At 48.1% G+C, this 23402-nt stretch carries 21 protein-coding genes; 8 read left to right on the top strand and 13 right to left on the bottom strand.

The features are described 5' to 3' along the window. The coding region (locus H6F90_RS00550; protein WP_242024255.1) for a site-specific integrase at positions 1-373 on the top strand (373 nt) is incomplete at its 5' end. Between the two features lie 146 nt (positions 374-519). Here the strand turns inward: H6F90_RS00550 and H6F90_RS00555 are convergent. The 4 genes from H6F90_RS00555 to H6F90_RS00570 form a co-directional block, all read right to left on the bottom strand. After that, on the bottom strand, positions 520-1713 hold the full coding sequence (locus tag H6F90_RS00555) for a hypothetical protein (RefSeq protein ID WP_190549274.1): 1194 nt from the start codon (positions 1711-1713) through the stop codon (positions 520-522). 124 nt (positions 1714-1837) lie between these two features. Continuing rightward, a complete protein-coding gene (locus H6F90_RS00560; RefSeq protein WP_190549276.1) occupies positions 1838-3535 on the bottom strand; it encodes a hypothetical protein in 1698 nt (565 codons plus the stop codon). A gap of 730 nt (positions 3536-4265) precedes the next feature. Continuing rightward, positions 4266-4601 (bottom strand): XisI protein, encoded by a 336-nt coding sequence (locus H6F90_RS00565; protein WP_190549278.1) that lies wholly within the window; start codon positions 4599-4601, stop codon positions 4266-4268. After that, complete coding sequence (locus H6F90_RS00570) at positions 4589-5005, bottom strand: XisH family protein (RefSeq protein ID WP_190549280.1); 417 nt, start codon at positions 5003-5005, stop codon at positions 4589-4591. Before H6F90_RS00570 ends, H6F90_RS00565 begins: the two co-directional genes overlap by 13 nt. A gap of 314 nt (positions 5006-5319) precedes the next feature. Between H6F90_RS00570 and H6F90_RS00575 the strand changes: the two genes are divergently transcribed. Together H6F90_RS00575 and H6F90_RS30445 are read left to right on the top strand one after the other, a co-directional pair. Next, positions 5320-6084, top strand: a complete 765-nt coding sequence (locus H6F90_RS00575) for a ParA family protein (RefSeq protein ID WP_190549282.1) — start codon at positions 5320-5322, stop codon at positions 6082-6084. Then, positions 6077-6508 (top strand): hypothetical protein, encoded by a 432-nt coding sequence (locus tag H6F90_RS30445; protein WP_190549284.1) that lies wholly within the window; start codon positions 6077-6079, stop codon positions 6506-6508. The genes H6F90_RS00575 and H6F90_RS30445 overlap by 8 nt, the downstream gene beginning before the upstream one ends. A gap of 470 nt (positions 6509-6978) precedes the next feature. On the opposite strand, the gene H6F90_RS00585 is transcribed toward H6F90_RS30445, so the two are convergent. From H6F90_RS00585 to H6F90_RS00625, 9 genes are all read right to left on the bottom strand, one after another. Further along, positions 6979-9282 carry a hypothetical protein gene (locus tag H6F90_RS00585; protein WP_190549286.1) on the bottom strand — a complete coding sequence of 768 codons (2304 nt, stop codon included), beginning with the start codon at positions 9280-9282 and terminating at the stop codon, positions 6979-6981. 106 nt (positions 9283-9388) lie between these two features. After that, entirely contained in the window at positions 9389-10027 is a 639-nt protein-coding gene (locus H6F90_RS00590) for a recombinase family protein (protein WP_190549288.1), read from the bottom strand. A gap of 133 nt (positions 10028-10160) precedes the next feature. Further along, positions 10161-10334, bottom strand: coding sequence for a hypothetical protein (locus H6F90_RS00595; protein ID WP_190549290.1), 174 nt, complete (start codon positions 10332-10334; stop codon positions 10161-10163). A 135-nt stretch (positions 10335-10469) separates the two neighbouring features. Continuing rightward, positions 10470-10820, bottom strand: coding sequence for a hypothetical protein (locus tag H6F90_RS00600; protein ID WP_190549292.1), 351 nt, complete (start codon positions 10818-10820; stop codon positions 10470-10472). 48 nt (positions 10821-10868) lie between these two features. Beyond that, complete coding sequence (locus tag H6F90_RS00605; protein ID WP_190549294.1) at positions 10869-12290, bottom strand: nickel/cobalt transporter; 1422 nt, start codon at positions 12288-12290, stop codon at positions 10869-10871. 31 nt (positions 12291-12321) lie between these two features. Beyond that, positions 12322-13719: a tetratricopeptide repeat protein gene (locus tag H6F90_RS00610; protein ID WP_370587908.1), complete on the bottom strand. Its 1398-nt coding sequence runs from the start codon at positions 13717-13719 to the stop codon at positions 12322-12324. 162 nt (positions 13720-13881) lie between these two features. Next, positions 13882-15177 carry a DUF4331 domain-containing protein gene (locus H6F90_RS00615; RefSeq protein WP_190549296.1) on the bottom strand — a complete coding sequence of 432 codons (1296 nt, stop codon included), beginning with the start codon at positions 15175-15177 and terminating at the stop codon, positions 13882-13884. Between the two features lie 99 nt (positions 15178-15276). Beyond that, the gene (locus tag H6F90_RS00620) at positions 15277-16020 is read right to left on the bottom strand and encodes a PEP-CTERM sorting domain-containing protein (RefSeq protein WP_190549298.1); all 744 of its coding nucleotides are present in this window, start codon (positions 16018-16020) and stop codon (positions 15277-15279) included. A 376-nt stretch (positions 16021-16396) separates the two neighbouring features. Next, complete coding sequence (locus tag H6F90_RS00625) at positions 16397-18478, bottom strand: ATP-binding protein (RefSeq protein WP_190549300.1); 2082 nt, start codon at positions 18476-18478, stop codon at positions 16397-16399. 262 nt (positions 18479-18740) lie between these two features. Here H6F90_RS00625 and H6F90_RS00630 point away from each other — a divergent pair, with 262 nt between their 5' ends. The 5 genes from H6F90_RS00630 (at position 18741) to H6F90_RS00650 (ending at position 22826) form a co-directional block, all read left to right on the top strand. Continuing rightward, complete coding sequence (locus H6F90_RS00630) at positions 18741-18953, top strand: hypothetical protein (protein WP_190549302.1); 213 nt, start codon at positions 18741-18743, stop codon at positions 18951-18953. A gap of 309 nt (positions 18954-19262) precedes the next feature. Further along, positions 19263-19934, top strand: a complete 672-nt coding sequence (locus H6F90_RS00635) for a CHRD domain-containing protein (protein WP_190549304.1) — start codon at positions 19263-19265, stop codon at positions 19932-19934. 257 nt (positions 19935-20191) lie between these two features. Next, entirely contained in the window at positions 20192-20782 is a 591-nt protein-coding gene (locus H6F90_RS00640) for a sigma-70 family RNA polymerase sigma factor (RefSeq protein ID WP_190549306.1), read from the top strand. Positions 20783-20795: 13 nt separating this feature from the next. Continuing rightward, positions 20796-21545, top strand: a complete 750-nt coding sequence (locus H6F90_RS00645; protein ID WP_242024256.1) for an anti-sigma factor domain-containing protein — start codon at positions 20796-20798, stop codon at positions 21543-21545. A 396-nt stretch (positions 21546-21941) separates the two neighbouring features. Beyond that, on the top strand, positions 21942-22826 hold the full coding sequence (locus tag H6F90_RS00650) for a DUF4394 domain-containing protein (protein ID WP_190549310.1): 885 nt from the start codon (positions 21942-21944) through the stop codon (positions 22824-22826). The last annotated feature ends 576 nt before the right edge of the window (positions 22827-23402 follow it).

The raw sequence follows: 23402 nt of genomic DNA on the forward strand, positions 1-23402 counted from the left end.
GAAGAAAATACAATTACTTCAGGTAAAGGATGAGGTTGGTGAGATGAAAATAGACGGTCACGGTCAAGCCAAAGTTTTAACTTCCTACGAGATTGCAAAATTGTTCAAGGCACTGGAGGGCGATCGCGACCGTGCCCTCTTTGGCATCTGCCTCTACACAGGGTGCCGCATCAGTGAAGCATGCTCAATGCTCACCACAGATGCTTATGACGCGGTAGGGGTCAGAACCAAGATGACGCTTCGTAAGGCTAACACCAAGGGCAAGCAGGAAACGCGGCAGATTCCGGTCAATTCGGTTCTCAAAGGATATCTAGAGACGTACCGGGCTGGAGCTGGGGATCAACAACTAACAGCAAAAAAAACTAATTTTTGAGCACTAAAATCTGTGAAATTCTCGTCTTTAAGAATTTCAATTGAATATTTTTCTGGTTTTAGCTGCTCAAAAAAATTGCTGTCCGTCAACACAGATAGCAGACACAAACTTGAAAAAATCCGTTTTTAGGAATCGATTAAGGAATGTTAAGCCCAGACCCAAAGTAGATAGCCCAGTTCATTGAGCCTCCCTTTGACTCGAGCCCGCTCTGCTGTTTTTTCCGTTTTTTCCTGGACTCGCTTGAGACAGTTTGAGGCTGAAAGATCGGTTCCTAAGCTACGAAAAGGGCAATCACATTGGCTCGGCAACATAGCCGAACAAGGAACAGGCTGAGGCTTGATCACGTTTTCTCTACGCTTGTAGGGCAGCCCTTTACGCCAATAAAAATCATCAATATAAGCAGTTTTGCCACCCCTGAAGGCTTCAACGTAATCTTGCCAAGGGTGTTCGAGGGTAGATTCACTATGCGGACGCAGGGCAAGCATCAAACGACCGTACCAGCCGTTATTCTTAAGGGATTCTAGATATCTCTGCTCCTGCTCCTGATAGGTCCCACGTTTCTCAATGCGCTTGGATTTCACCCACATTGATTTTTGAAGTAAGAAGACATGGACGGATAACAAGTCTTTCTGATCCTCAATCGAGGTCCAATCGTCATTATTATTTGGTCCTAACTCCCACTCTTGTAGAAACGTTTGCTTTCGAATTTCCAGGAAAAGTTGCAACGGCTGCTGAAACGGATAGGTTTGTTGCCTGCGTTCCATCCAGGCTTTGAGGTAAGGTTCACCTGCCTTTATAAGCTGATATTCAGCAACATCAACGTCAGTAACGAGCTCAAGGTTGCGGATAATAGAGGTTGAGAAATGCTGTGGCAATATGCCTTTTGTGCGGCTTGGGTTTGGAATTCCTCGAAGCAGCTGGTAAGCAAAGAGCATGCCTCTCGCTTGGTAGAAGTAGTGAAGGGTCTTGAGCCAATGAGCCTGCTCTTGATTCTTCGGCAACATTTCTGCTTGCAGGGGAATGTTGCCGATCGCCGTAGCCAGTTGAATCAATTGCTGCCCACGGGGGGTATTTGGGATATAAATTTCAACTCGTGGAATCCAGCGGCGTTCCTCGAAGCCAAAACGTAAGTCGTCCTCGCGAGCCTGTTTTTCCCACTCACTCAATGCCTCTTGCACAATCAGCGATCGCCGACGCTGCTCCAGTGGAAGGGACAACAAGGCTAGAGGCACTGGAATCAGCACTAAATCTTGTAGAACTTTGGGCTTCTCCAAAAGACGTTCTGCCCGTTGATGTAATTCTTCGTCAGAGTCTGAGAGAGGAGAGAACCCGTTCTGCATAAACCATTACCTGAAAGCCGATCAGCTACACAAAGCTATTTGAGCTAACTCAGTGTACTGAATCTGTTGAAAGTTAGAAGGTGAAACCGCTGTCATTTCGTTCATGATTCCTGAGCCGAATAACTTACAGCCGCGATCGCGTTCTGAGGTGATACAACAAGCACACGAGCTCATCCTCTGTGAGCTGACTGCGGCGCTTGCCGTGGAAGTGATCCGCAATGAACTGGTGGGCTTGCTCTACAGTCCATCCCAATTGCCTGACTTGAATCTGAATTCCCACAATCACATCGCTGAGATCATCCGGAGCGATCTGAGGAGACGAAGTCAAAGGCTGTGGAAAACTGGTTTTCCCCCTCCCTGGACCCTCCCTTTGTGAAGAAAAAGAACTTCGTTCTCCCAGCAGACTACCTTCAGCCCCCCCACCCTTCATATAGACAGAGGTGTGTAATTCCTCTCTGGGAGAGTCTTCTAGAAGTTTTGGGGGTTCGATCGCTGGAGCTATTGATGAAGCTGCAACTGGCTCTGGGGGCTCTATTACATACCATTCGGGATGCCACAGTTCTTTGTACTTCTGCAAGGTGCTATGACTGCACTGTGCTATTGAGGCGATCGCTTGGGCTCGGGCAGTCAGGCCATCGGGTAGCTGGCCTTGTTGAGTCAGTTCCAAGACGGCTTGTTTGATCCGAGCCTGAGCCTCTTCAGCTCGCTTCTGGTTGAAGTTGACGATGTTGTTGGCAGCAGTGGACGAAGTAAGGGTGCGATCGCGTTTAGGAGAGGTGCCTAGAGGCCAGTAGTAGTTTTCTGCGGTGGTAGCCCATTCTTGAGCGCGACGGCTAATTTCGTGCTGGTGTTGGCACCACTCCGAGTAGCCAGGGCTGTTGATGGCGGTGTGTTCAATGTAGTGAGAGAGTGCGGTACCAGAGAGGGATTGAAAGACGACGCCGTAGCAACCGATGGTTTTGAGCAGGTGGTTGGTTTGTCCGGGTCCGGTCCACCCTTGCTCCATTTCAGTTTCTAGTTCTTGCTGCCAAATAGCGGTATTGCTACGGCGGTTGTAGGAGCGGTACTGATGCTGCTTCTTCGCCTCGGCGATCGCTTGATTTAGTTGCTCTAAGTCTTGGGCTGCGGCAGCTTGATCCCATTGCTGAAAGAAGGAGGACAAGTCGCTGGGCAGGGGTTGCAGGCGATCGCTGAGGAGGACAGAGCCGCTGCTGGGTTGTAGGGGCAGGCGATGGGCGTTGTACTCGCTGTATTCTCCGGCTTTGCTGTAGCGCTTGACGTTAGGAAAGACTTCCAGTTGGCCTGCTTGCAGGGGCAGGTGGTGAGCTTCTAAGCAATGCTTGAGAACGACGGCAAGGCCGAAGGTGGGGACGGCTTCAGGTAAGGGGATATAGAGGTGAAGGCCACCATTCCAGCTGGAGCGCAGCAGGAGGGTTTGATGAATGCCGATGCTGGCGAGGGCAGCTCGAATCGTGGCAAGGGCTTGGCGATCGCGGGTGGGATGATGCAGGCTGAAGGCATCGAGGTCGATGAGGCCGTAGGTGGTGGTGGAACCGAAGCGAACGCCGACGAGTTGAGCGGCATCTTGCCAGTAGGTCCAAAGGCTACGGGGCTTGAGGGGGTACTGCGTGAGGGTCTGCCAAGCAGGTTTTTGGCTGGCATCGGTGGGGGCAGGCGCGACGATCGCTTGCCAGGGGTAGGAAAAGATCTGGCACAATCGCTGGCCTAAGGGGTCGCGTGGCAGGGGTTCTGGTAAACGTTGACGAGCAGGTTGAGGGGCGATCGCCTGACTTGCACAGGCAGGGGGTTGTTTGCGGGGCATGATGCAACTCTCTAGTCCGGTGTAGGTGGGGGGACAGAGGGTGCAAAGTTAATGGATAACGCTGATCACGCTGCTGATGCAGGGGATCGTCACAATAGCTATGCATGTTCTCTCTGTCCCGAAATAACGGTTGGACAGGAAGAGGGCGATCCGCAGATTGAGAACAGCTAAGTTTTTCCTAAAACTGACTTGAAAAACGAGGACAAATCTCATTTTGCTTTGATGCGCTCCATCCCTGGTGTAGAGAGGAATAGAGAGCCATTGGTCTGTTTCATTTGCGTGTTTAAAGACGTTTTAAGGTCTTGTCACTTTTCACCAAATGACCGTAATATAGACGCATGGCACAGTGGGTGACCTAACTAAGCGCCGCCAAGCACACAAGTTAAAGTCTCCTCTATTCCGAACCAATAATAAAAAACCTTCGAACCCCTTCTGTTAGCGCAGTTGGGGTTTCTGGCTTTTAGTAGTCATGAGACATCTTTACCTCCTCTGGTGTAACGACACGCTTCGCATCCCTACAATCACTAATTCCCTCCGTTTTTATGCAACTTGAAGAGTAGTTTACCTGATCCACCTAGCGATCGCTGCTATTTTCAATGCAATGAAAAAATTACCTACAAACAGCTGCCAACTTCAACAAGCACGTAATTGGAGGCTCAGCATTCAACTGGCTTTTGTGCTAGTTCTAGGTTTGACTAGATGTAGAGCACTGTCCAATTCTGGGATTTCCTCAGGCAACCCCATAACCTGTGTAAGGGCGTTTATAAGCGGGATGCAATCCCAGAATAATGTCTTCTTTTGGGATGCCCATGTCGATGAGTTCTTGTCCAACATCGATATCAGTAGTATTTTGCTGGAGCCAGATTTTGCCATCTTTGATGTCAAAGTGGAGAACGGTATGATAGACGCGGCTTAAGCCTTTCCAGCCGATACGCATGAGCTGGTAGTGGTCGCGGATGGGGTCGAAGAAGAGTTCGTTCTCAACTTCTTCGTCTTGGGCCTTGTACTGGCTGTGCTGCTCCAAAAGATTTTGAACACAGGTACGGTAACGATTTAGTTTATCCATGTCACAATCTCCTCGGTGATTGGGTTGTACACAATCAGTTTTAAGTGATGGCGTTCAATAGCAACTCGGGCAAAGCGGCTCTGGAAAAAGATTTCATAGGTATCCAGGGGTACTGCCAGATAAAGCTGTCGGTCAGGTTCATTGACCTCTAGCATGATCTTATAGTTAAGAAACTGTCCCAGAGCCGTGTGGAAGTCGCTAATGGGCGACGGGCTAATGAAGCTCTTAATCTCGACGGCAATTTTCTCTTTGCCCCGTTCGGCGGCGATCAGCCTTTCGGCAGCCAGGTCAATTTTGACTTTAACTTCTTCCCACTCCAATTCCAGTGGATCGCTGGAAATCTGCCACTGGTCTTTTTCTAGCCCGCGTCTAACGGCTTGATGGAATAAGTCCCTAGCGCTCATATTAACCACTTCCTCCCATTGAGCAGCTCTTGCATCACCTAGTTTGCAACATTTATGCCACCGGACAGTTCATCACAACTTGCCCACGATTAAGCTATAGAGTTCAGTCTTTTTGACAACTATGCAGAGCTTGAACTAACAGAAATAAGAGCTTCGAAACAAAGAGCATAGTTATTGGTCCAGTTCGTTGTTAGATACTAGGAATCTACGTAGATATCCAGAAGTCTAGATATCTACGAGTATAGATATCTTTATATCTAGAAATATAGAAGCATTGGCTGTATCTTTGCAGTATTACAATCAAAGGCTCAACCATGCGGACTTGCTCATGCATTTCCCTATCAGGCGGGCAGGGAAAAACAACCACTATCTTTTTCACTTCGCTCCTGCTGGCAAAGCAGGGGAAACGAATACTAGCGATTGACTCTGACCCGCAAGCGAATTTAACCTTCTACCTGAACCATGAAGTTCAGCCCAACCAACCAAGTCTTTTAGAAGTGCTCACTGGGCAAGTAGCGACTGAGGACGGTATTTATGAAACAAGCTATGAAAACCTTTATCTGATTCCCGCCGATCGCGGCCTATTCAAAGTTTCAGACTACTTAAGCAGCAGCGGCACGGGAGCCTTCATTCTTAAACTTCGGCTCAAATCAGTTGCCAACTTATTTGATTACGTCCTCATTGATGTTCAACCCTCTCGCTCCCAGCTCTGCCTTACCGCAGTTGGAGCATCAGATTATGTTCTCATTCCGGTAGAAGCAAATGTTAAAGGCATGAATAGTCTGATGGACACTTCCGACTTTCTTCAAGAGCAGTCTAACTTGATGGCATTTACTGGAAAGATTTTAGGTGTGGTTCCTTTCCGCGATCGCTGGGTTGGTAATACTCAAACTTTAGAAGGTCGGCAGAACATTGAAGCAATGAAGGAATTTGTTGGGGACATTCCTGTCCTTGCTTCAATTCGTGAATCTGAAAAATTTAAGAATGCCATCCGTCAAGGCAAGTTGCTTTCCGATATGAGCCAAACAGACTTGCAATACCCATTTGAACAGATCGCTGAGGCCCTAAGACATGAGTGATGCTTTAGAGCGCCTTAAGAAACGCAATCGTCCAACCGTTCCTAACCGAGATGCATCTTTAGCTCCGAGTCCTAAGTCTATAGCAAATCCAGATATCGCGACATCTAGATATCCAGACTTAAATGATTCGAAATCTCTAGAATCCCAGATATCGCAATCTCCTGAACCTGAACAACCACTTAAGACTAAGCAGACTACCCTAAGGCTAGAGCAGGAAATCGGCGATCGGCTGCAAAAACTATGCAGGCAAAACGGCATCTGCCGTGAGGTTTTGATCGAAGCAATGTTTGAGTACAGCGAATCCAATCCAGATGCTTTGCGGGATATATTGTCCGAAGCAAGAAACAAAAACGAACAACGACAGCAGATTGCAAACCTTAAACGTGCCAAATCTATGATGGAGCGTTTTGGGCAGTCCACTTAACTCAAGACTGGTTGCCTTGGAGCAGCTCGTACGTTTGTCATGTTGAAGAGAGGTAAAGGATTTGCAGTCCTTTCATGGAAATAATAGAGCGCTCTCTAGTTATAGGTTGTAGAGAGCGCTTTACACTTCTTGCCTAAACTTTGCCTAAATACAGGCAGAGATCCCACAACTTTTGAACTTCTGACCCCTACAACCCCAAAGTAGAAATTTTTAGCCTACAATTCAGGCCTATCAAGAGTTTTAAGTATTCTCAATTGCCGAAATACCAACAGTATCTCAATTAGTTGAAGATAGCGATGGCTCTGTCAGATGAAGCAGTCTAACGCTCGCCATCAGCGACAAGCTACACCTTTGCATTCACAGCAAAAATTGTTGCTCGTCCATTGCATGACGTTTGTTATGTACTTAACTCGTTCCAGTACATATCGTATTGGAACATTCATGCCTAATGCAGTTTTCAGGTTAAGGGCTTAACTTTCTATGACACCTATCTGATGGCGCTGAAATACGCCTAAAAGGCTATAAGGGTACCAATCTTGATCGTCAATATTAACTCCAATAACCAAACATCGTTCCGCATCAGTTTCTGAAAAGGATTGACCTGCAAGATCATTCATGAATTCACGGCGTTGATCTTGCTCAAATTTTCGAAAGGCCAATAGGCCAATAGCCTCACGTCGCTGCGGAAGATCCACAATAATTGAGTTGACATGTCCTGGTTGCCGCCAGTTTTTCCTGACGTTTCTTATGATTCTTTTGAATTCTCTTTCAGCTTTGCGTTGATCACTGAGGGAAACATTGAGCAACATTACTGCAACTTCTAACCAACGATAAGGACATCGCTGCTCAATACGAAGCTGGATATCCTCCCACCACTTTATCAATTCCAATCTTGGTTTTGCGCGAGTAATACCTCGATCTAGAGCTACATAATATCTGTCAACCTTTTCTGACATTCCTGAAATGATCCACTCTCTCGGCTCAAATTCTTCTTTACCAAGGTTGAACCCTGTCCTAAGATAGAAACCAAGTAAATCCAGTTCATCACCCCTATATTGCATGTGCTCTTCTAATTCAGCACGGCGTATTAAATAGTGAATCTTTTGTGGGATGAAAGGCAAAACATCAAAAATAATCTCCAAGTCAGCAAGGGCTATCGTTGGTGTAGTAGAAAAATCTTTATCTACCCAGCCTGTATCTCTTATGCGCGACACTTGCGACTGAATTGTTGCAAAATCCTCAAGTGTTACTGATAATCGAATAATTTTTTGAATAGCAGTTAGATCAAATGTTAGAGCTTGAAAAGCTTCTGGAAAAATCTGATTAGCCTTCAATTCTATGATTCTGTCTGCAAAGCGTTTAGACTGAATGGCAGGACTTATAAGCAACTCTTCAATGTCATCTTTAGCTGAGCCAGTAGCTCCACGTAATGCAGCTCTGGAAACAGCACCAGATTTAGCTTCAATAATTAAAAGGTAAGAATCAACTTGCATTAAAAAGTCTGTTTCATATTCCACATCTGATTCTTTCCATTTGAAGTTTTGCTTAAAAGTAGATTGCGGAAAGGCTTGTATAAATAGTTTTTTAATCTCATCCTCAAGAAATTTAGAACGGCGCTTGTCCTGAACCTCGGACTTAACTTCCTCAGTAGACAAAAGGCTATCAAGTGTTTGAAAGACAAAGCTAAAAAAAACTTGTGGTACTACACAGAAGTAGTTGCCTGTTGGCAGCTTGATTAAGGGCTTTGTCCACACTGGATTTCCAAGAAAAAAGTGCTCTGGATTAGCATCCTTAAGTTCACCAAACTGGTAGCTCAGTCTAGATAGAACAGTCTCAAGAGCTATGGTTTCAATATTCATCTCACTCCCTAATTCCTCAACTGTGAACGAAAATGCTTCAACAAGGAACAAATCAGAGTGGCTTAGAATCAGAAAACGAACCTCCTCAAGTTTTGCACCTTGCTCTCGAAGAAGAGCAGCTGCTTCCTCTATGGAGTCTGGCAACTGGTACATCTCATGATAAGTTTTTATTGCTTCTTCTATATTTCGTGCCTTAAATACTCTCTTCATCTTGTGAAATCGTTCATTAATTACTTCTTCACAATAGATAACTAGGTATTCAAAGACATCGATTATTGATGTTGCCTCTAATCCAACTGAGGCTTTGAATAGAGGATCAAGCTCTGAGTATAGCCTTTTTGAAATTGAAATCACACGCTTAAAATATCCCCAGTTGCGCACGATATTGGTATGAATTCTAAGCCATTCTTGTAAATGTAAAATTGCTTTTTTTTCTTCTGTTTTAGCGTTTTGTATTTGTACAAGCCTCTTTAAGTTAAAGGCCATGTCAAATGAAATCAACAAATCCCAAACCTCCTGAACTTGCTCAGATTTTACTAGTTCAGAAGATTGCTCTGAAGGAGGCAAGCGTAAAGCTAATGCTTGAACAAGCTCGACATGAGATTGATGAATCGTGGGATTTTTCTTATTAACAGTTTTACCTGCTTCATCCATTCCTACGGAAAGACCATAAGCCGTAAGAATAGAAAGGAGATGCAAAACATCTACTGAGCTAATTTTTTCTACTAGCTCCGCTAAAGATTCATTGAACTCTCTTTCATACGATCTCCCAGCATCAACTAATATCTCAGCTATAACTTCTTGGGGTAGGCCTGAAAAAGGGTTGTTAAGCTGTTTGAATACCAGGCTATTTGAATCATTTCTAGAGCTTGTTTGATTTTTCTTATTACGTTGTTTATGTTTTTTCTTTGACATTGTTGTAGAAACGAAGAAGTTCAAAGATACCGATTATTTAACCAACATCCCTCTTGTTCTTCAAAGCTCGCTTGACAATATTCACCAACTGGCTCCTGAACTGGACTTATCTCGTTGTCAAATTTTCGAGCGATACAGAAGCGGTTTCATCAGAAAGCCTAGATAAATAAGTTCTTATGGTGTTATAAGATAGGCCCGTCTCACGACTGATCTTTCCCTGCGAGTAACCAGCTGTCCTCATCCTAACTAGCTGGTCTTTCCACTGTTCAAAGCTATCCGGTCTGCCCAGAGTTTTGCCCTGCGCTCGCGCTCGTTGTAGTCCTGCCTTAGTGCGTTCCGAGATGCGGATTGCTTCCTGCTGTGCCAGATAGGACAGTACACCTACCACAATATGAGCCACCAATTCATTCTCAGTGTCTAGCAGCGGCTCTGTGTAACTCTTAAATCGGCAGCCTAAATTACCGAGCTGCTGGAGATAGGCGATCGTCTTGCGGATACCCTCGCGGCTGAATCGGTCGAGGGACCAGAAGACCAGTAGATCGAATCTACGTTTAGCTGCATCATCGAACATGCGGCTGAAGTCGCCACGCTCACGTTTACCTTTTCGGCCTGAATCGCGATCAATATATGTGGCGCAAATTTGCCAACCTTGACGGGCACAAAAATCCTGCAACTGCAAAAGCTGGTTATCAGTTTCTTGACCTTTGTCAGTTGTCGAGACTCGCAAATATAAAGCTGCTTTCATGCAGCAAGCCTATCAAGAAAGGACCCTTTTTTGATAGGACATTTAGTTAAAACTCCCACCCTGATTTAAGGCCGTTTCAGCCTCGTCAATTTATATCCCTTTTTTGATAGTCCTTAGATTGCTCAGTACGTAATCAACGATCGCGATCGCCAAGACAATGCAGGATTTGATGCTCTCGGTAAGCATCAAAAGAATCAAGATAGCCATCAATGTAATCCTTCTCTGCAACCAAGCTTTTAGGATGTGGAGTCGTTACTTGTTCTCGCCGCTCATCATTGGCTTTTTCTGCTTCAACATATTCGTCCAAACATAGTAGTAATCTTCTGGTTAGACACGGGAAAATTTACACTCCCCTTTTCTGCGGTTGCAGTTAGGAAGGCTTGCTGAAGTTCTGCTGACGCTGCTCGTAAGCAAGGTCAATGGTTAACCTTGCAGAAACTTCTTAGGGGCGAAGTAGGCTGGATGGGACTACTTGGTTAATTAGCGGCTGACTCTGCGGTTGGCTTGTGGGTGGGGCGCAGGGACGACCTGTAGCATCAACGAAATAGCAATTTTGGGCTCCGAAACTGGTTGAAGCCAGCTCCACCCTTGGAGCGTTTTGATTACATAGTTTGCCTAGGTCAAATGTTTGCCCATTTTCCGCTTGGAAATAACAAAGGGGTACATCTGTGTTGGGATTGACGACAGCAGGGTAAGATGCCTCACCCACAGGCAATTGGCTGAAAGCCACCTCTGGCAAGAAAGCAGTTAGGGCTGCAGAGACTAAGGCGGTCAAGCGTAAAGATCTCAGCATTATATTTGAACCTTGTATTTTGCTAAACGTGTCTTTAAAGTGTGTTTTTCAAGTTGTCACTAACCCAATTTGCATCACAGCTCGCACTGTGATCACTGCTCCTAATAAGGCAATTCCTAAAGCTCCTAGGGCAGGCAGGACTTTGGCTAATTGTGTCTGGACGGGCAATCCCTTAAACAGGCGCTTGGTGCAAACCAGAAGTAATCCCAAGCCAGTCAGCACTCCTGCCAATCCCAAACTAAAGGCCAAAACTAACACGATGCCAAAGCCAACACGACCTAAGGCGATTGCACTCAGCAACAACACTAAGGCAGAAGGGCAAGGTAACAAACCGCCAGAGATGCCTAAGGCTAGCAAGTTCCGCCAAGTAACCGGGGTGCCATCCGCTCCAAGGGGTAAATGCGAGTGAGTATGACCTCCATGACTGTGGCTATGAGTATCTAAGTGAGCCTCGTGCTCGTGTTGATGAGAATGAAGGTGATGCTCATGAGCGTGAGAATGAGGGTGATGCTCATCGGCGTGACCATGCAAATGATGGTGAGCAGATTTCTGGCTTCTGCGCGACGACCAACGACTGAACCACTGGTTGCCGCGCATGCGACTGAAGAACAAGTTGAGGCCCAAGCCAACCACAATTAGCCCAGAGATCGCACTCAGCCAAGGATAGAGCTGTTCTGGCAAAATAAACTGAGAAGCAAACAGGGCAACTAGTCCCAGGGCGAAGATACCAGTTGTATGGGCGATGGTAGTCGTTAGCCCTAAAAACAAAGCGTGCTGGACCGTAGCACGTGACCCGACTAAGTAAGCGCCAACAATGGTTTTGCCATGTCCCGGTGTCAGAGCGTGCATGGCTCCCCACAGAAAAGCCCCGGCGATCGCGATCGGCACACTTGCAGCTAGCTGCCAAGGCGACCCTTGGATTAACGCCGATTCCCGATTTTCAGGACTAAAGATGGCATTCTGCACTTGTCCTTGATGAAAAATGGTCGCTAGACAACGGGCTGTCGGCACCCCCGGCAAAAACAAATCGTAGTAAATTTTCAGTCCTTGAATCGGACGGAGCCAACTGTAGGTCAGGAGTAAAGTGCTATGAGTCCCTGCTGTCGCTTGTAGATTGGATGGCAGGGTAGTCGTGTCGGCGGGTTGAACCTTTAAAGTGCTGGTTTGGCGCTGGGAATCGGTCAGCCGAATGCGATCGCTCAAAAAACGCTCAATCTCACTTTGGTGTTTGGCGACTTCCGAGGGGGAAAGCTGGTTATCTTGGTTGTCATCGGCTGAGGCCAGTAGACCTGTGGGAAAGGTCAGGGTGATTTGAGCTTGAGTTTCAGCTACCCTAATCTCTGCCACCGTCAAGTCTGCCCAATGCGATTGACTCGGCGTTGCAGTTACGACCCAAAGCAAGAGAGACCCCAAAAGGGAAAACAGACTGAGCCTGAGCAGGCGATACCACTTTCTATTGACAACATTCATAACCATCTCAATCCTGCTTCCTATCAAGAATTCAGCTCAACCCTAAAAGTCCTACACCTAAACCCAAAGCCCGCTGAGCTTGCTGATCAAAGGCAGGATCTGCTTCTTGGGCTAACTGGAAAAAATGTTGAGCCTTCGCCGAGTTGCCCAAAGTTAGTTCAATCACACCTGCTCGGTGGAATAAAGCTGCATCTCGAATCCCTGGTTGCAGTGCTGCCTGCATTGCTTGCTGCGCTTCTTGCCAACGTCCTGCGCTAGATAAGGCCCAAGCGAAGGTATCTAGAGTTTCAGCATCCCGACGCGCCTGCACCTCTTGCTGCATCAAGGTCAATGCCTCCGCTATATCCTTTGGTCTGCCTCGCTCTAGCAACAAGTGCGCCAGTTCGCGACGATGACCAAACCCGGTCAGATCTTCCCGTAACCGCGCCTCTGCTCGATCTCGCCAAGATTGGGCCGCAGCCGTATCTCCTAACAGTTCCTTGACGCGGGCCATGCCACGCATCACCACATGGTCATGAACGGTTGGGGATTTTTGAGAAGTCAAAGCAAACTGAGAATAATAACGCTCTGCTGCCCGATAATTTCCCTGCCGTACCTCTAGTTCAGCTAGATTCAGCAGAGCTGGGGGATACTGGGGCAAAATCCGCAACGTTTCTCTGTAAAGTGCCTGTGCTTGCAGAAGTTGGCCTCGCTTGAAGTACAACCGCCCTAAGAGGGTACGTGCCCAGACAGAACTCCCAGTTTCCTCGGGTTCTTCTACGGCGATCGCCTGTTGTAGATCTTGAATCGCTGCTCCATCTTGGCCTTGAGCCACCTTCACTAAAGCCCGTTGCGTTAGAGCTCCTAGAGAAGGAGTTTGCTTCACGAGTTGCTCTGCCGCTACATCAGCCGCTGCAATATCACCGAGCGCTAAGTGGGCAGTCGTCGCAGTAGAAAGTGCATCTGGGCTACCTGGGGCTTGCTTCAACAGGCGCAAAGCTTCAGCAAAATCATGTCTTGCCGTTGCCACTCGCGCCAGCACCAAAACTGCCTCAGGGTTAGAGAAGGATAAGTTAGCCAGCGACTGTTGCGCCGTTTGCTCTGCCAATAAATACCAACTACTTTCCCCTGTGGCACGCGCCATTTTTAAGTAAGTTCTAGCCAAAGCTGCCCGATTCAACCCTCCTTTTGGGTCTGAGAGAATCCGGGTTTGATAGAAAGCCATCTCTCGTTCCAGCGCCTGCGTCACCTTGCCCGGATCAGGACGGGAGAACTGGTAACGATACAAGGGATCGAGCTGTGCCCTAGACTGCTGTTGCCACAAGTGCAGGCCACCTGGAATCAAAATAAGCAGGCCCACGACAGGCAGAGCCACCAAACGCGGTGACGATAGAACTGCTCTGAGCCTGTTTTGCCAAGCTGCTGAAGCGTCGTAGTTTATCAGTTTCACAGCTCTTACTCCTTAATCCGCCCCATCTCATCCCGTCTCATTTATGCTTGCGACGCATCTCAATCCCCTTGTACCCACTTACGAGTAGGTGTTACCGCCAAAGCAGAGAAACGCTTTGAAGGTTTCCTGGGCAAGGAGAATCAAGATGCGATCGCGGTTTGCTTAATTAGGCAGGGCTAAATAAGGGAATGTAGGCTCAAGCGCCTTGTGACCTTGAGCGGGATTACCAGGTTGACCTTCATAGGAGACGTTGTCGCTCAGAGGCTGCCCAGCCACCACGCTTAAGGTGATGTCGATCACGTCATCTTTGATCAAGCGACCCCGAATCGGACTGCCCTTAGCATTGAGAGCATTGGCGTAGCCACTTGGGCCTGTGGTATCAATCCGCATAACATCGGGCAGAAAGGCACCGAGCAAGGCATTGGCTCGTGCTTCTGGGTTCCCAAAGGCTAGCAGGGTCTGTTTTACTTCTCCCACAATGGGGCCAGCAATATTAGCCGCAGGTTGTCTGCCCGCTAAAGCCGCCGCTTCAAAATCAGGGCCAACACTGTTTAAGGCATTCAAGAAGTCATTGGTTACAACTAAACCTTCGTTGATTGCGGGTCTGGCTAAACGCTCCACCTGCGTAAATTTGCCGTTTGGTCCCGCTGCTGAAATGGTTTCCCAAACATCAAAGGTTGTTGTAGCGGTAGCGCCTTGCAGAAACTGGATGGGGACTCGCACTGCGATCGCGTTGACGTTGTAGCCTTTGGCAAAATCAACTGCGGTGCTAGGGTCGCGGAAACCTACTTTGGGGCCAATGCCAAGCGCACCGCCCCGAACTCGGAAATACTGCTCTACGTCAAAGAAGAAAGGATCTTCTCGTAACCCCGCAAAAACCGAAACCTGAGAACCACCGAGCGCCACCTGCTTGACTTCAGGAGCAGTATTGAGCGCCGTCGTTTGTAACTGCTGATTTGCAACTAAGGTCGCCCCATCGCGAATTGCCGTCAGCTTCATGCCCTGTTGGCCTTTAGCATTGGGTTTGTCAAACTCAAATCGTAGAGTGACATCCGGTACGCCTGTGGGAGTCGCATCATTGTTGCCCACTCGCGAGACCTTAAACTCATATCGAGCTTTGGTGCTGAAGTAGTATTGCTGACGAGCCAGCGATCGCGGGTTTGTATTCATGATCAAGATCAGATCACCGGCTGAAGCGTTGGGATTCTGATCTTGTTCTCGAAAGACAAATAGATCGGTCAAATTCAGATTACGGCCTTTAGTATCTACCTCACCATCATCGTGGTCGGACGCTTTCAAGTATTGAGGTGCTAAGCCAGCAGTCAAAGCAATCCCTAAAACTAGCAGGCTTAACTGAGCCACAAGGCCAAAGCGCCAACGGCGGGCAGAAGTTTTAGGGGCAGTCGTGGGTTCATTCAATGAGGGGCTAGCCTCATGGAGCGTAGGGGGCTTAGGCATTATTAGAGGTCTCCTAAAAAAAATCAAAGAGTAGACTGCATCCAGCCGAGGTAGGGCAGCATCTAGGCGAGATTAGTAGCGAAATCCAGATGGAGGTATCTATGTCAGAGGAACTGAAGCGCGTTGCTGTTTTTTAGATTTCCATTGGCTCCAAGTAGCCCCAGCACCCAACGCCATCAAGCCCAGAGCAGCAGTCGGTTCTGGCACGCTGGCGGGTGGAGTGGATTGAGCAGCGGTGCTGGCTCCTGTCAATGCGATCGCATAAGTGCCACGGGTTGCACTCGTTCCCGCAAAACCGCTCAGGGGCAATTCACCCCCTGGGCCTGTGGGCTCTAGGACATCATTGGTACCAGTCGCGAAAATGTCGCCATTGTTACTGACGGGGTTGTAGCCAGCACTCGCGATCGCTAGATAGTAAAGGCCAGATTGGCTAGGAGAGAACTCGCCAGAGAGCAGCGTCGGCTGTAGGGAGCCAAAGCTGTCATCGTTACCGTAGATACCTTTACCTTCTGCGTCAAATAGAAATAATTGCGGATCTTCCAGCAGGGCTGTAGGCGCTCCGAGAAGCTGATTGACTGGCAAATCCACCAAGGTTTCTAAACTGATAGTGGTAGCAGAAAAGGTCTGTCCCCCAGTTAAAAAGATTTGAAACAGATCAGCATCGTTATCTGCCAATGCCCCACCAAGAAACTCTAGTAAAGCCGACCCAGAGGGGATGGCTTGAGCTGTGTTGAGGGTCTGGCCTGCATCTTTACTTTCAATCAGAGTGACTGCATGATTAGGGCTAGCAGCCAAAAATACCCCTAACGTAGACAGCAATATTGCTGGTATAAATTTTTTCACTAATTTTCCTCTTAAGGAAGTTTTCTAAGCTCTTTCATTTACCCAAATAGAGAGTGTCTATAGCAACGGTCGATGGAGTTAGGACGGATTGTGGTTTGCTATGTCTTAAGTGGTATATCCTAAGTTAGGTAAACCAATCTCGCTCCTGAAATTCCTCTCCTGGAATCCCGCAAAGAGCAAGTAAAATAGATTACATTGCTTCAAGACGAGGACTGAGACACAGTCTAGTGATGATTTGGGTGATCTATAGAGGATGCCTGAAATTGCTTGAGTGCAAGCCAGACATGCAGAACTTACAGTCATACTGTGTTCGACGAAGCTAGGAATTTCCAGGCCAAAAAGTGCTCATTTTTTGTTCACTTTTGCTGAGCTGTGCTTAGCTGATCTCTTGGTGCCAGAGGATTTCGGTCAGCCGAGCCAGACCGTTTTTGAGGTGGCGACGAAAGGTGCTGAAGGGGACATCGAGTAACTCAGCAACTTGCTCTTGGGTCGGAGTGGGCTGAAGATAAGTATGATAGAGCGCTCGGTAAAGTTTTGCTTCCCGATGAGAGGCTTGTAACGATGCGGCTGCTTCCTGAACTAAGTGCTGCAAAGCCGCTACTCGCTCAGCTTTATTTGCGTTGGTAGGCGATCGCTCCATCACCAGCCGAGATTGCAGCAGAGGATTGTGATAGAGCCGATCCGGATGGCTGAAGTGTCGCAATAAATCCCGCACCGCGATCGCAAAAGCAGGTTGGCTTAGAACTAGGAGAGGTTCACCCAGAGGTGCAGGAGTAGCAGCCTGCGCGGAGGCAGCAATTTCTCGCTGGGCTAATAACTCCTGCCAAGCCATTGGTGACACCACTCGCCAATCATGCCCATAAACCCCATAGCGCTGCTCCCCAATGGTGAAGTCTGCCTCAGGTAGGCGGGCTAAATCGGCATAGGCAAACATGGCCGCCCAAAAATCTGGATCGGCACAAGCAAAGAAAGTGAAAGCCAGTTTCGGTGTGAGGCGATGATGCTGAACAAAGTTAATGAAGATCAAGCTTTGGGTTGGAGAAACAGCCTGATAAGTTTCTCGTGACATCCAAAAACGGAATAATGTCGCCCCTTCGCCCAAGCGTAAAGGAGCATAGGTTTGGAGATAAGACCATGCGGCTTGGGTGCCCGGGTCGCCAGCCACATCTGCGGCAGTGGCTTGGTGTAAGGCTAGAGTCATGACAAAGCCGACCAGTTGCTGCTCTACATCTCGAAACACCAATACATTTTGGGGCTGTCTTTCGAGCCAGTAGTCTGCTAACTGGGCTGAAGCTGCTCCCTCATGGGCCGTGACGATTTGGAGTAACGCGGGGCGATCGCTGGGACGAAACGTATCTGTGACTAAACTGCTGGTTTCTTGCCAAGTAAAGCGAGGTCGAACCGCAGGATTATCTCGATGCAGAAAAATGTAGTCGAATAGCACCCGATGCTGTGCTTCTCCCTGAGTTTGGCCGAGGCGCTGAGTGTAGTACTGACGCGATCGCTGGTGGAGTTCGGCATACCAATCGGGATTGCGCCAGCGTAGATCAGCTACTAACACTTCACGGGCCAGATCATGGGGGAATAGACCCGCTCGCCCAGACTCGACAAAAGAGAGCGATCGCAACCAGTCGAAAAGTTCATGTACATCTGGTTGATCGAGCATGACCGCAAGCAAGGCTTCTGTGGTCAACCGAACTAAGCTACAAGCTTCCAAAGCAATGCGATGAGTAGAGCTAGGCACCTCTTGCACAAATCTCTCTAGGAGGTTCTTGACGACATCCGGAGCAGTTTCAGGCTGAAAACTTAGCTCTTGCCCCTGAGCAAAGACATCCGCGACTAGAGATAGAGCCAAAGGATACCCATAAGTAAAGTTGAGCACGGCCTGATGTTGATTTACCGGAACGGCTCGCTTGATCAGGTAATCTCGGCTTTCCTCTGGGCTAAGGTTCCGTAAGGGTAAAAGATGGATTAAAGCTTGCCAACCTGAATCAATCCGCCAGCTCGCCGCGGGTGCATGACGACCCGCAATCACGGTGAGGGTATTGGCAGGAAGCTGAGGTAGAAACTTTTCGCGCAGCCAACTATCAAGGGGAGCAAGATTTTCGTAAGTGTCGAGTAGGAAAACCTGGCGACCTGTATGAGCCGCTAAAGCTACTAAAGGGGAGTCGATCGAAGCTAGATTCAGATGAAATCGCAGAGCTTCTAAAAAGGACTCTGGCGACGGCTCGATGTTGCGGGCATCTAGTTGGATGACGGGGATCTGGGCTGGTTCACAGAGGCGGGCAAATTCTCCCAGAAGTGTGGTTTTGCCAACGCCACCAGGCCCAAAAATATGCAGAACATAAAATGGCAACTCAGCTCGGCTTAAAGCTGACTCAAATAGGTGGCGCTCGTGGGTACGCCCTACGAATCGCTGCTGGCGTACTGCCTCTAGATGCTCAGATAAGGATGGCATGAAAAATTACAGGAAAGTGCGGAGAGCTGAAAACCGCCGTAGTTCGTCCAGTAAGGTTATTCTTTTGATGTTTAATATATCGCTATATTGCTGAATTATTGCCTGGTTGAGATTGCTAGCGATCACTGTAAATTGTGCTCAGTGGGAAAACTCAAGTTCAAAACGAAGTGTGGATTGGGTGGGATACAAAGCTCACCTCACTGAAATCTGCGATGATGCTTGCCCTCATTTCATCACTAAAGTTTGTACAACGCTGTCAACAATGACTGCCGATGCAGTGGTTGAAACCGTTTATCAAAGCTTCGCTGAGAAAACGTTACTGCTTGAAGATCATCTGATGGATGCTGGCTACGTCACTGCGGAACGCATCAGCAACAGTGAGACAAACTATGACATTGACCTGATGGGTTCGGTTCGAGGCAATTCTAGTTGGCAGAGCCAGAAAAACTCTAAGTTCACCGCAGACCAGTTCTAGGCCAACTGGGGCGGACAAAAGGTGACTGTTCTCAAGGACACCGAAACGTCATTTGGCAATCCAAGATTGATAATCGTGGCTTGGCTGTGGTTCAAGTTCACTTTTCGAGCCTAAACACCGGAGGCGTCCTCCCTACTCGCCAAGCTAAGCCGAATGGATCAACTAAAACGTTATGCTGCTTCTGGATAGGGACGCAGCCTCAAGGGGAATGCGCTGTTCTAGAAATGAGAAAATTAGAGTAGCCATGCATCCAAACTAGCCGTTGGTTCGTACTGTTGACTGAACTCTACTAGTTAAGGCTAGATCCGGATGAATAAGGCAAAGCGATCGCTCTTCAACTTTTGGCTGGGCACAATTACTTGTGTGCTGTTGATTGGTCTTTCCACAGTCCCCTCTTGGAGTAAAACTCCATCGAATCGCTTGGTTCAGAGCGGAGACGTTCCGTCCTTCAGCACATCTCAAGCTGCTCAACCCGCACAAGTTCAGAACCCCATCAATCAACATTTGATGGCAGATTTGCAAGAAGCTGAGTCTGTGCTCACCGCTCAGGGTATGTCGGGCAGTTCCTTACAACTCTATGCAGCAATTTTGACGAAGAATAACGTAGTTCCGAAGGCACCCTCAACAATGGCGACGGGGGTAGCTGGAGCCGCATTAGCAGGCGATCGCCTCATTGTTCGCGGAGACTTTGGAGGTCTCTCTAGTGCTCTACGTGACTATGAAACAGATCCCGTCGATCCCCCCAACCCCAACATTACCTCTGCGGCTCATATTCATCGGGGTGAGCCTAATCAAAATGGACCGTTTCAATATGCGCTAACCGTGATGTTGAACGATACCAGAATGGGTGGTCGCTTGTCTGGAGAGTATACCTTGACTCCTGAGCAACTCCAGGCACTCTCCGATGGCCAACTCTATGTAGACATTCACACGAAGCAGAATCGGGCTGGAGAACTGCGCGGCATTTTTCGACCCCTCTAGTCTAGACACTCGGTTTGGCGACCCTACCGGAGTGGGGTTGAAGGAATCACGATGATCGCTGGCAGGTATAGTCTTGCATAGATGGCGTAGTATACTTGCGGCTGACAATTTAACAAGCACGCAGACAAAAGCTAGGGGGCGAAGGGAGAAATTCCTATCCTTCCCGTGATCGAGGTTGTCCGCATTGGCAGCTTTGCAGTTGCTTCCACCGATTTCCAACCCCAGGCATTCGTCTTCAAACGCAAATTCTTGTGCCTATGCAGTCTGAGCCATCTGCCAATCAAGCCTCTCAGGCGTCAAATCAGACGGATGCAGAATTGATTGTGGCCTTGAGCAAGGGTCAGACTGCGGTGCTCGGGGTTCTCTACGATCGCCATGCTGGGTTAGTCTACGGACTCGCCTTAAGTGCCTTGGCCAATGCTCAAGAAGCGGAAGACTTGACCCAAGATATCTTTCTGACCCTCGCTAGGGGGACTGTGTACGACCCAAATCGGGGATCTCTCCGCACCTTTCTGGCCATCTTGACGCGATCGCGCGCCCGGGACCGATTGCGATCGCGTCACAGTACTCGTCAGACGCTACAGCGATGGAAGTTGGGTGGACAGGCTGAGACCGTCTCAAATGCTCCGCTTGAGCACGTCTTTCAACATGAGCAATCCCAAGAAGTTAGTACCGCCCTGGCTCAATTATCAGACAGCCAGCAGCAAATTCTAAGAATGGCTTATTACGATGGTCTTAGTCAGGCCGAAATTGCCAAACGACTGGAGATCCCCCTGGGCACGGTGAAGGCTAGAGCCAGAAGAGGTCTGCTCAAATTGCGCCAAACCCTCACAAGTTTTACGAGATAGTACAGTGATGGCTATGTCAATGCCTTCGGAAGAGTTACAGCTACTCATTGCAGGTTATGTTTTGGGTGACCTCAGCCCAGAGGAGGCAGCAGAATTTGAGCGCCTATTGCGGCAAGATCCGGCAATCATCCAAGAAGTGGCCCAAATGCAAAATGCTTTAGAGACGTCCTACGCTCCACCTGAAGTGACGCTTCCAATTCATTTGCGCTCAGCGATTCTAGAAAAAGCTCAGGTGGTGGGTGCTGAGATGGGTGCACAACCTGCTTCTGGACCTCGCCGAATACTTTGGTGGCGCAATGGTTTGGAGGTTGCGGCAGCAGTCCTGATTGTTGCCTTAGTAATCAATAACTACCGTTTATCGCAAGCGTTACAAACGAGCCAAGCGGAAACGCAACGTTATGCAGCACTGACTTATGTTCTAGATGCTACGAAGAGCGATAGTCAGGCTGCCGCGACGGTAGTCGTTAATCCCAATACTCTAGAAGCAACCATCACAGTCCAGAACTTACCCCCACTACCACCCGGTAAAGTCTATGCCTTGTGGACTGTTTTAACGCCAAACGCCCCCTTCACCACAGACCAGAAGCAGGCAATCTTGACAGAAACTTTCCAAGTTGATGAACGCGGCAACCTGGCTCAAACGAGCTCAGTTTCCAAAGTCTACCGGTCCAAAGAACTAGTGACGAAGATCGCAGTCACCGTTGAGGATGGCAATGCTCCTCAGAAACATACTGGAGCACCCATCATGATCACAGGTTTGTGAGTGTGAAACATCCTTTCAGTTTTTACGGCACAGCCAGATTCTCGACCTAAGCGATTTGAAGATTTGCTTGGAACCTCTAGCAGCGATGTAGGATTCACGGGGGAATTCTTGACTCTGCATTAGCTGCTTCACAAATTTTTTATACATGATATTTGAGAAAAAGTCTCTGGCAGCATGGCTCTAGCGTCGTTTGAACCAAATGTCTGGTTTATCTGCCAACCAATCTCTATGAAGTTTGGATGAAGCGTACGTAGAAACATCATCCGTTTATCTGCGGCCAACGTACTACCACCGCATCGATGCTGGCTTCTATTTCAGAACGGATATTTCACTGCTCGGCAAAGCGACTGAATAACCATTTGTAGAACCCATATCATCACCAGAAAGGATCTTCTAATGAAACTTCAGACAATCAGCACTGTGGTCGTAGCCTTAGCAACCGCTAGCGCTGTAAATTTATCCATCTCTGCCAATCCTGCGGCTGCTTTTCAACTAACAGGTTTGACCGCGAACAACCAGCTACTGCTGTTTGACTCGGCGACTCCTGGTGCCACGAAAAATGTGCAAGTGACAGGAGTTGAAGGGACGTTGTTGGGGATCGATCGCCGCCCTCTCAATAATCTGATTTACGGTCTGACGAACACCAATAATATCTACACGATCAACCCGTCTACGGGTGTGGCAACGTTTGTCAGTACTCTATCAACTGCTTTTACTGGCGGCTTTACGTCTGGGGTGGATTTCAATCCCGTTCCCGATCGGCTGCGGGTCGTCGGTGCCAACGGTCAGAACTTTCGCATTAACGTAGACACAGGAGCTGTGATTGTTGATGGAGCAATCAATCCTGGTGATCCTGACATCACGGCTGTTGCATATACCAACGCAGACAATGATCTAGCGACCGGAACCACACTATATGACATTGATGCAGCGCTAGCTCAATTGTTCATTCAGAATCCGCCTAATAACGGTACCCTAGCGCCAGTTGGTTCCCTCGGTGTTGGAGCGATCGCTCCAGTGGGAGGATTTGACATCCTAACGACCAACGGAACGAACACTGGTTTCGCTGCATTAACAGTTAGCAATCGCACCAAGTTGTTTACGATTGACCTAAGTTCTGGAGCCGCAACGGAAGTGGGGAAGATCGGCAATGGTAGAACGTCTTTGGTCGGGCTAACCGCCTCTGCAGCAGCTGTGCCCGAACCCACAACAATGGCAGGATTAGCGCTGGTTGGAGCAGGCTTGATCTCTACTCGCCGCAAACTGAAGAAAACGATGTAGTCATCTATTCATCTTGTCAAGTTCAGGGGAGTGTTGTTCGGTGTAACACTCTGACAACACTCCTCAAAACATTGTGGTGTGGTATTCAGTACAGGATCACCATTTTGATCTGTGACTGTGAAACCTAATCAGATCCGAAGCAAAGAAGCTAAATGAGCTCTGCAAAGGTTGGGTAAGCTCTGTAACCGCATCAATAGACTGATAGCTGAGGCGTGATCTCTGTTTCGATAGCCTTGGCTACCTTAAAAGAATTGTTGGCAACAATACCTCGATCTTGGCCAAGTATTTTTAGGCCAAAGCCTAGACAACATTAACAAGACTAGCAAATTAAGTAAAACTTATCAGTCAACGACAGAATCAGGGTTCCAGCGATTTCAGGCAGCAGGCGATTAATAAGCTGGGATTAATTGCTTTTTCTCGCTGGATGTAACAACGGAGTATCAATACTTTAACTGCTCTACCTGAAGAAAATACAATTACTTCAGGTAAAGGATGAGGTTGGTGAGATGAAAATAGACGGTCACGGTCAAGCCAAAGTTTTAACTTCCTACGAGATTGCAAAATTGTTCAAGGCAC

Origin of the sequence: Trichocoleus sp. FACHB-591 (assembly GCF_014695845.1) — a bacterium.
Classification (GTDB): domain Bacteria; phylum Cyanobacteriota; class Cyanobacteriia; order FACHB-46; family FACHB-46; genus Trichocoleus.

What these genes read in the sequence shown, in the direction of transcription:
- H6F90_RS30445 (WP_190549284.1), top strand. Translation starts at nt 6,077, where the DNA reads ATGAGTGATGCTTTAGAGCGCCTTAAGAAACGCAATCGTCCAACCGTT.
- H6F90_RS00635 (WP_190549304.1), top strand. Translation starts at nt 19,263, where the DNA reads ATGAATAAGGCAAAGCGATCGCTCTTCAACTTTTGGCTGGGCACAATT.
- H6F90_RS00575 (WP_190549282.1), top strand. Translation starts at nt 5,320, where the DNA reads ATGCGGACTTGCTCATGCATTTCCCTATCAGGCGGGCAGGGAAAAACA.
- H6F90_RS00645 (WP_242024256.1), top strand. Translation starts at nt 20,796, where the DNA reads ATGTCAATGCCTTCGGAAGAGTTACAGCTACTCATTGCAGGTTATGTT.
- H6F90_RS00555 (WP_190549274.1), bottom strand. Translation starts at nt 1,713, where the DNA reads ATGCAGAACGGGTTCTCTCCTCTCTCAGACTCTGACGAAGAATTACAT.
- H6F90_RS00640 (WP_190549306.1), top strand. Translation starts at nt 20,192, where the DNA reads ATGCAGTCTGAGCCATCTGCCAATCAAGCCTCTCAGGCGTCAAATCAG.
- H6F90_RS00560 (WP_190549276.1), bottom strand. Translation starts at nt 3,535, where the DNA reads ATGCCCCGCAAACAACCCCCTGCCTGTGCAAGTCAGGCGATCGCCCCT.
- H6F90_RS00570 (WP_190549280.1), bottom strand. Translation starts at nt 5,005, where the DNA reads ATGAGCGCTAGGGACTTATTCCATCAAGCCGTTAGACGCGGGCTAGAA.
- H6F90_RS00630 (WP_190549302.1), top strand. Translation starts at nt 18,741, where the DNA reads ATGACTGCCGATGCAGTGGTTGAAACCGTTTATCAAAGCTTCGCTGAG.
- H6F90_RS00565 (WP_190549278.1), bottom strand. Translation starts at nt 4,601, where the DNA reads ATGGATAAACTAAATCGTTACCGTACCTGTGTTCAAAATCTTTTGGAG.
- H6F90_RS00590 (WP_190549288.1), bottom strand. Translation starts at nt 10,027, where the DNA reads ATGAAAGCAGCTTTATATTTGCGAGTCTCGACAACTGACAAAGGTCAA.
- H6F90_RS00615 (WP_190549296.1), bottom strand. Translation starts at nt 15,177, where the DNA reads ATGCCTAAGCCCCCTACGCTCCATGAGGCTAGCCCCTCATTGAATGAA.
- H6F90_RS00585 (WP_190549286.1), bottom strand. Translation starts at nt 9,282, where the DNA reads ATGTCAAAGAAAAAACATAAACAACGTAATAAGAAAAATCAAACAAGC.
- H6F90_RS00625 (WP_190549300.1), bottom strand. Translation starts at nt 18,478, where the DNA reads ATGCCATCCTTATCTGAGCATCTAGAGGCAGTACGCCAGCAGCGATTC.
- H6F90_RS00650 (WP_190549310.1), top strand. Translation starts at nt 21,942, where the DNA reads ATGAAACTTCAGACAATCAGCACTGTGGTCGTAGCCTTAGCAACCGCT.
- H6F90_RS00605 (WP_190549294.1), bottom strand. Translation starts at nt 12,290, where the DNA reads ATGAATGTTGTCAATAGAAAGTGGTATCGCCTGCTCAGGCTCAGTCTG.
- H6F90_RS00600 (WP_190549292.1), bottom strand. Translation starts at nt 10,820, where the DNA reads ATGCTGAGATCTTTACGCTTGACCGCCTTAGTCTCTGCAGCCCTAACT.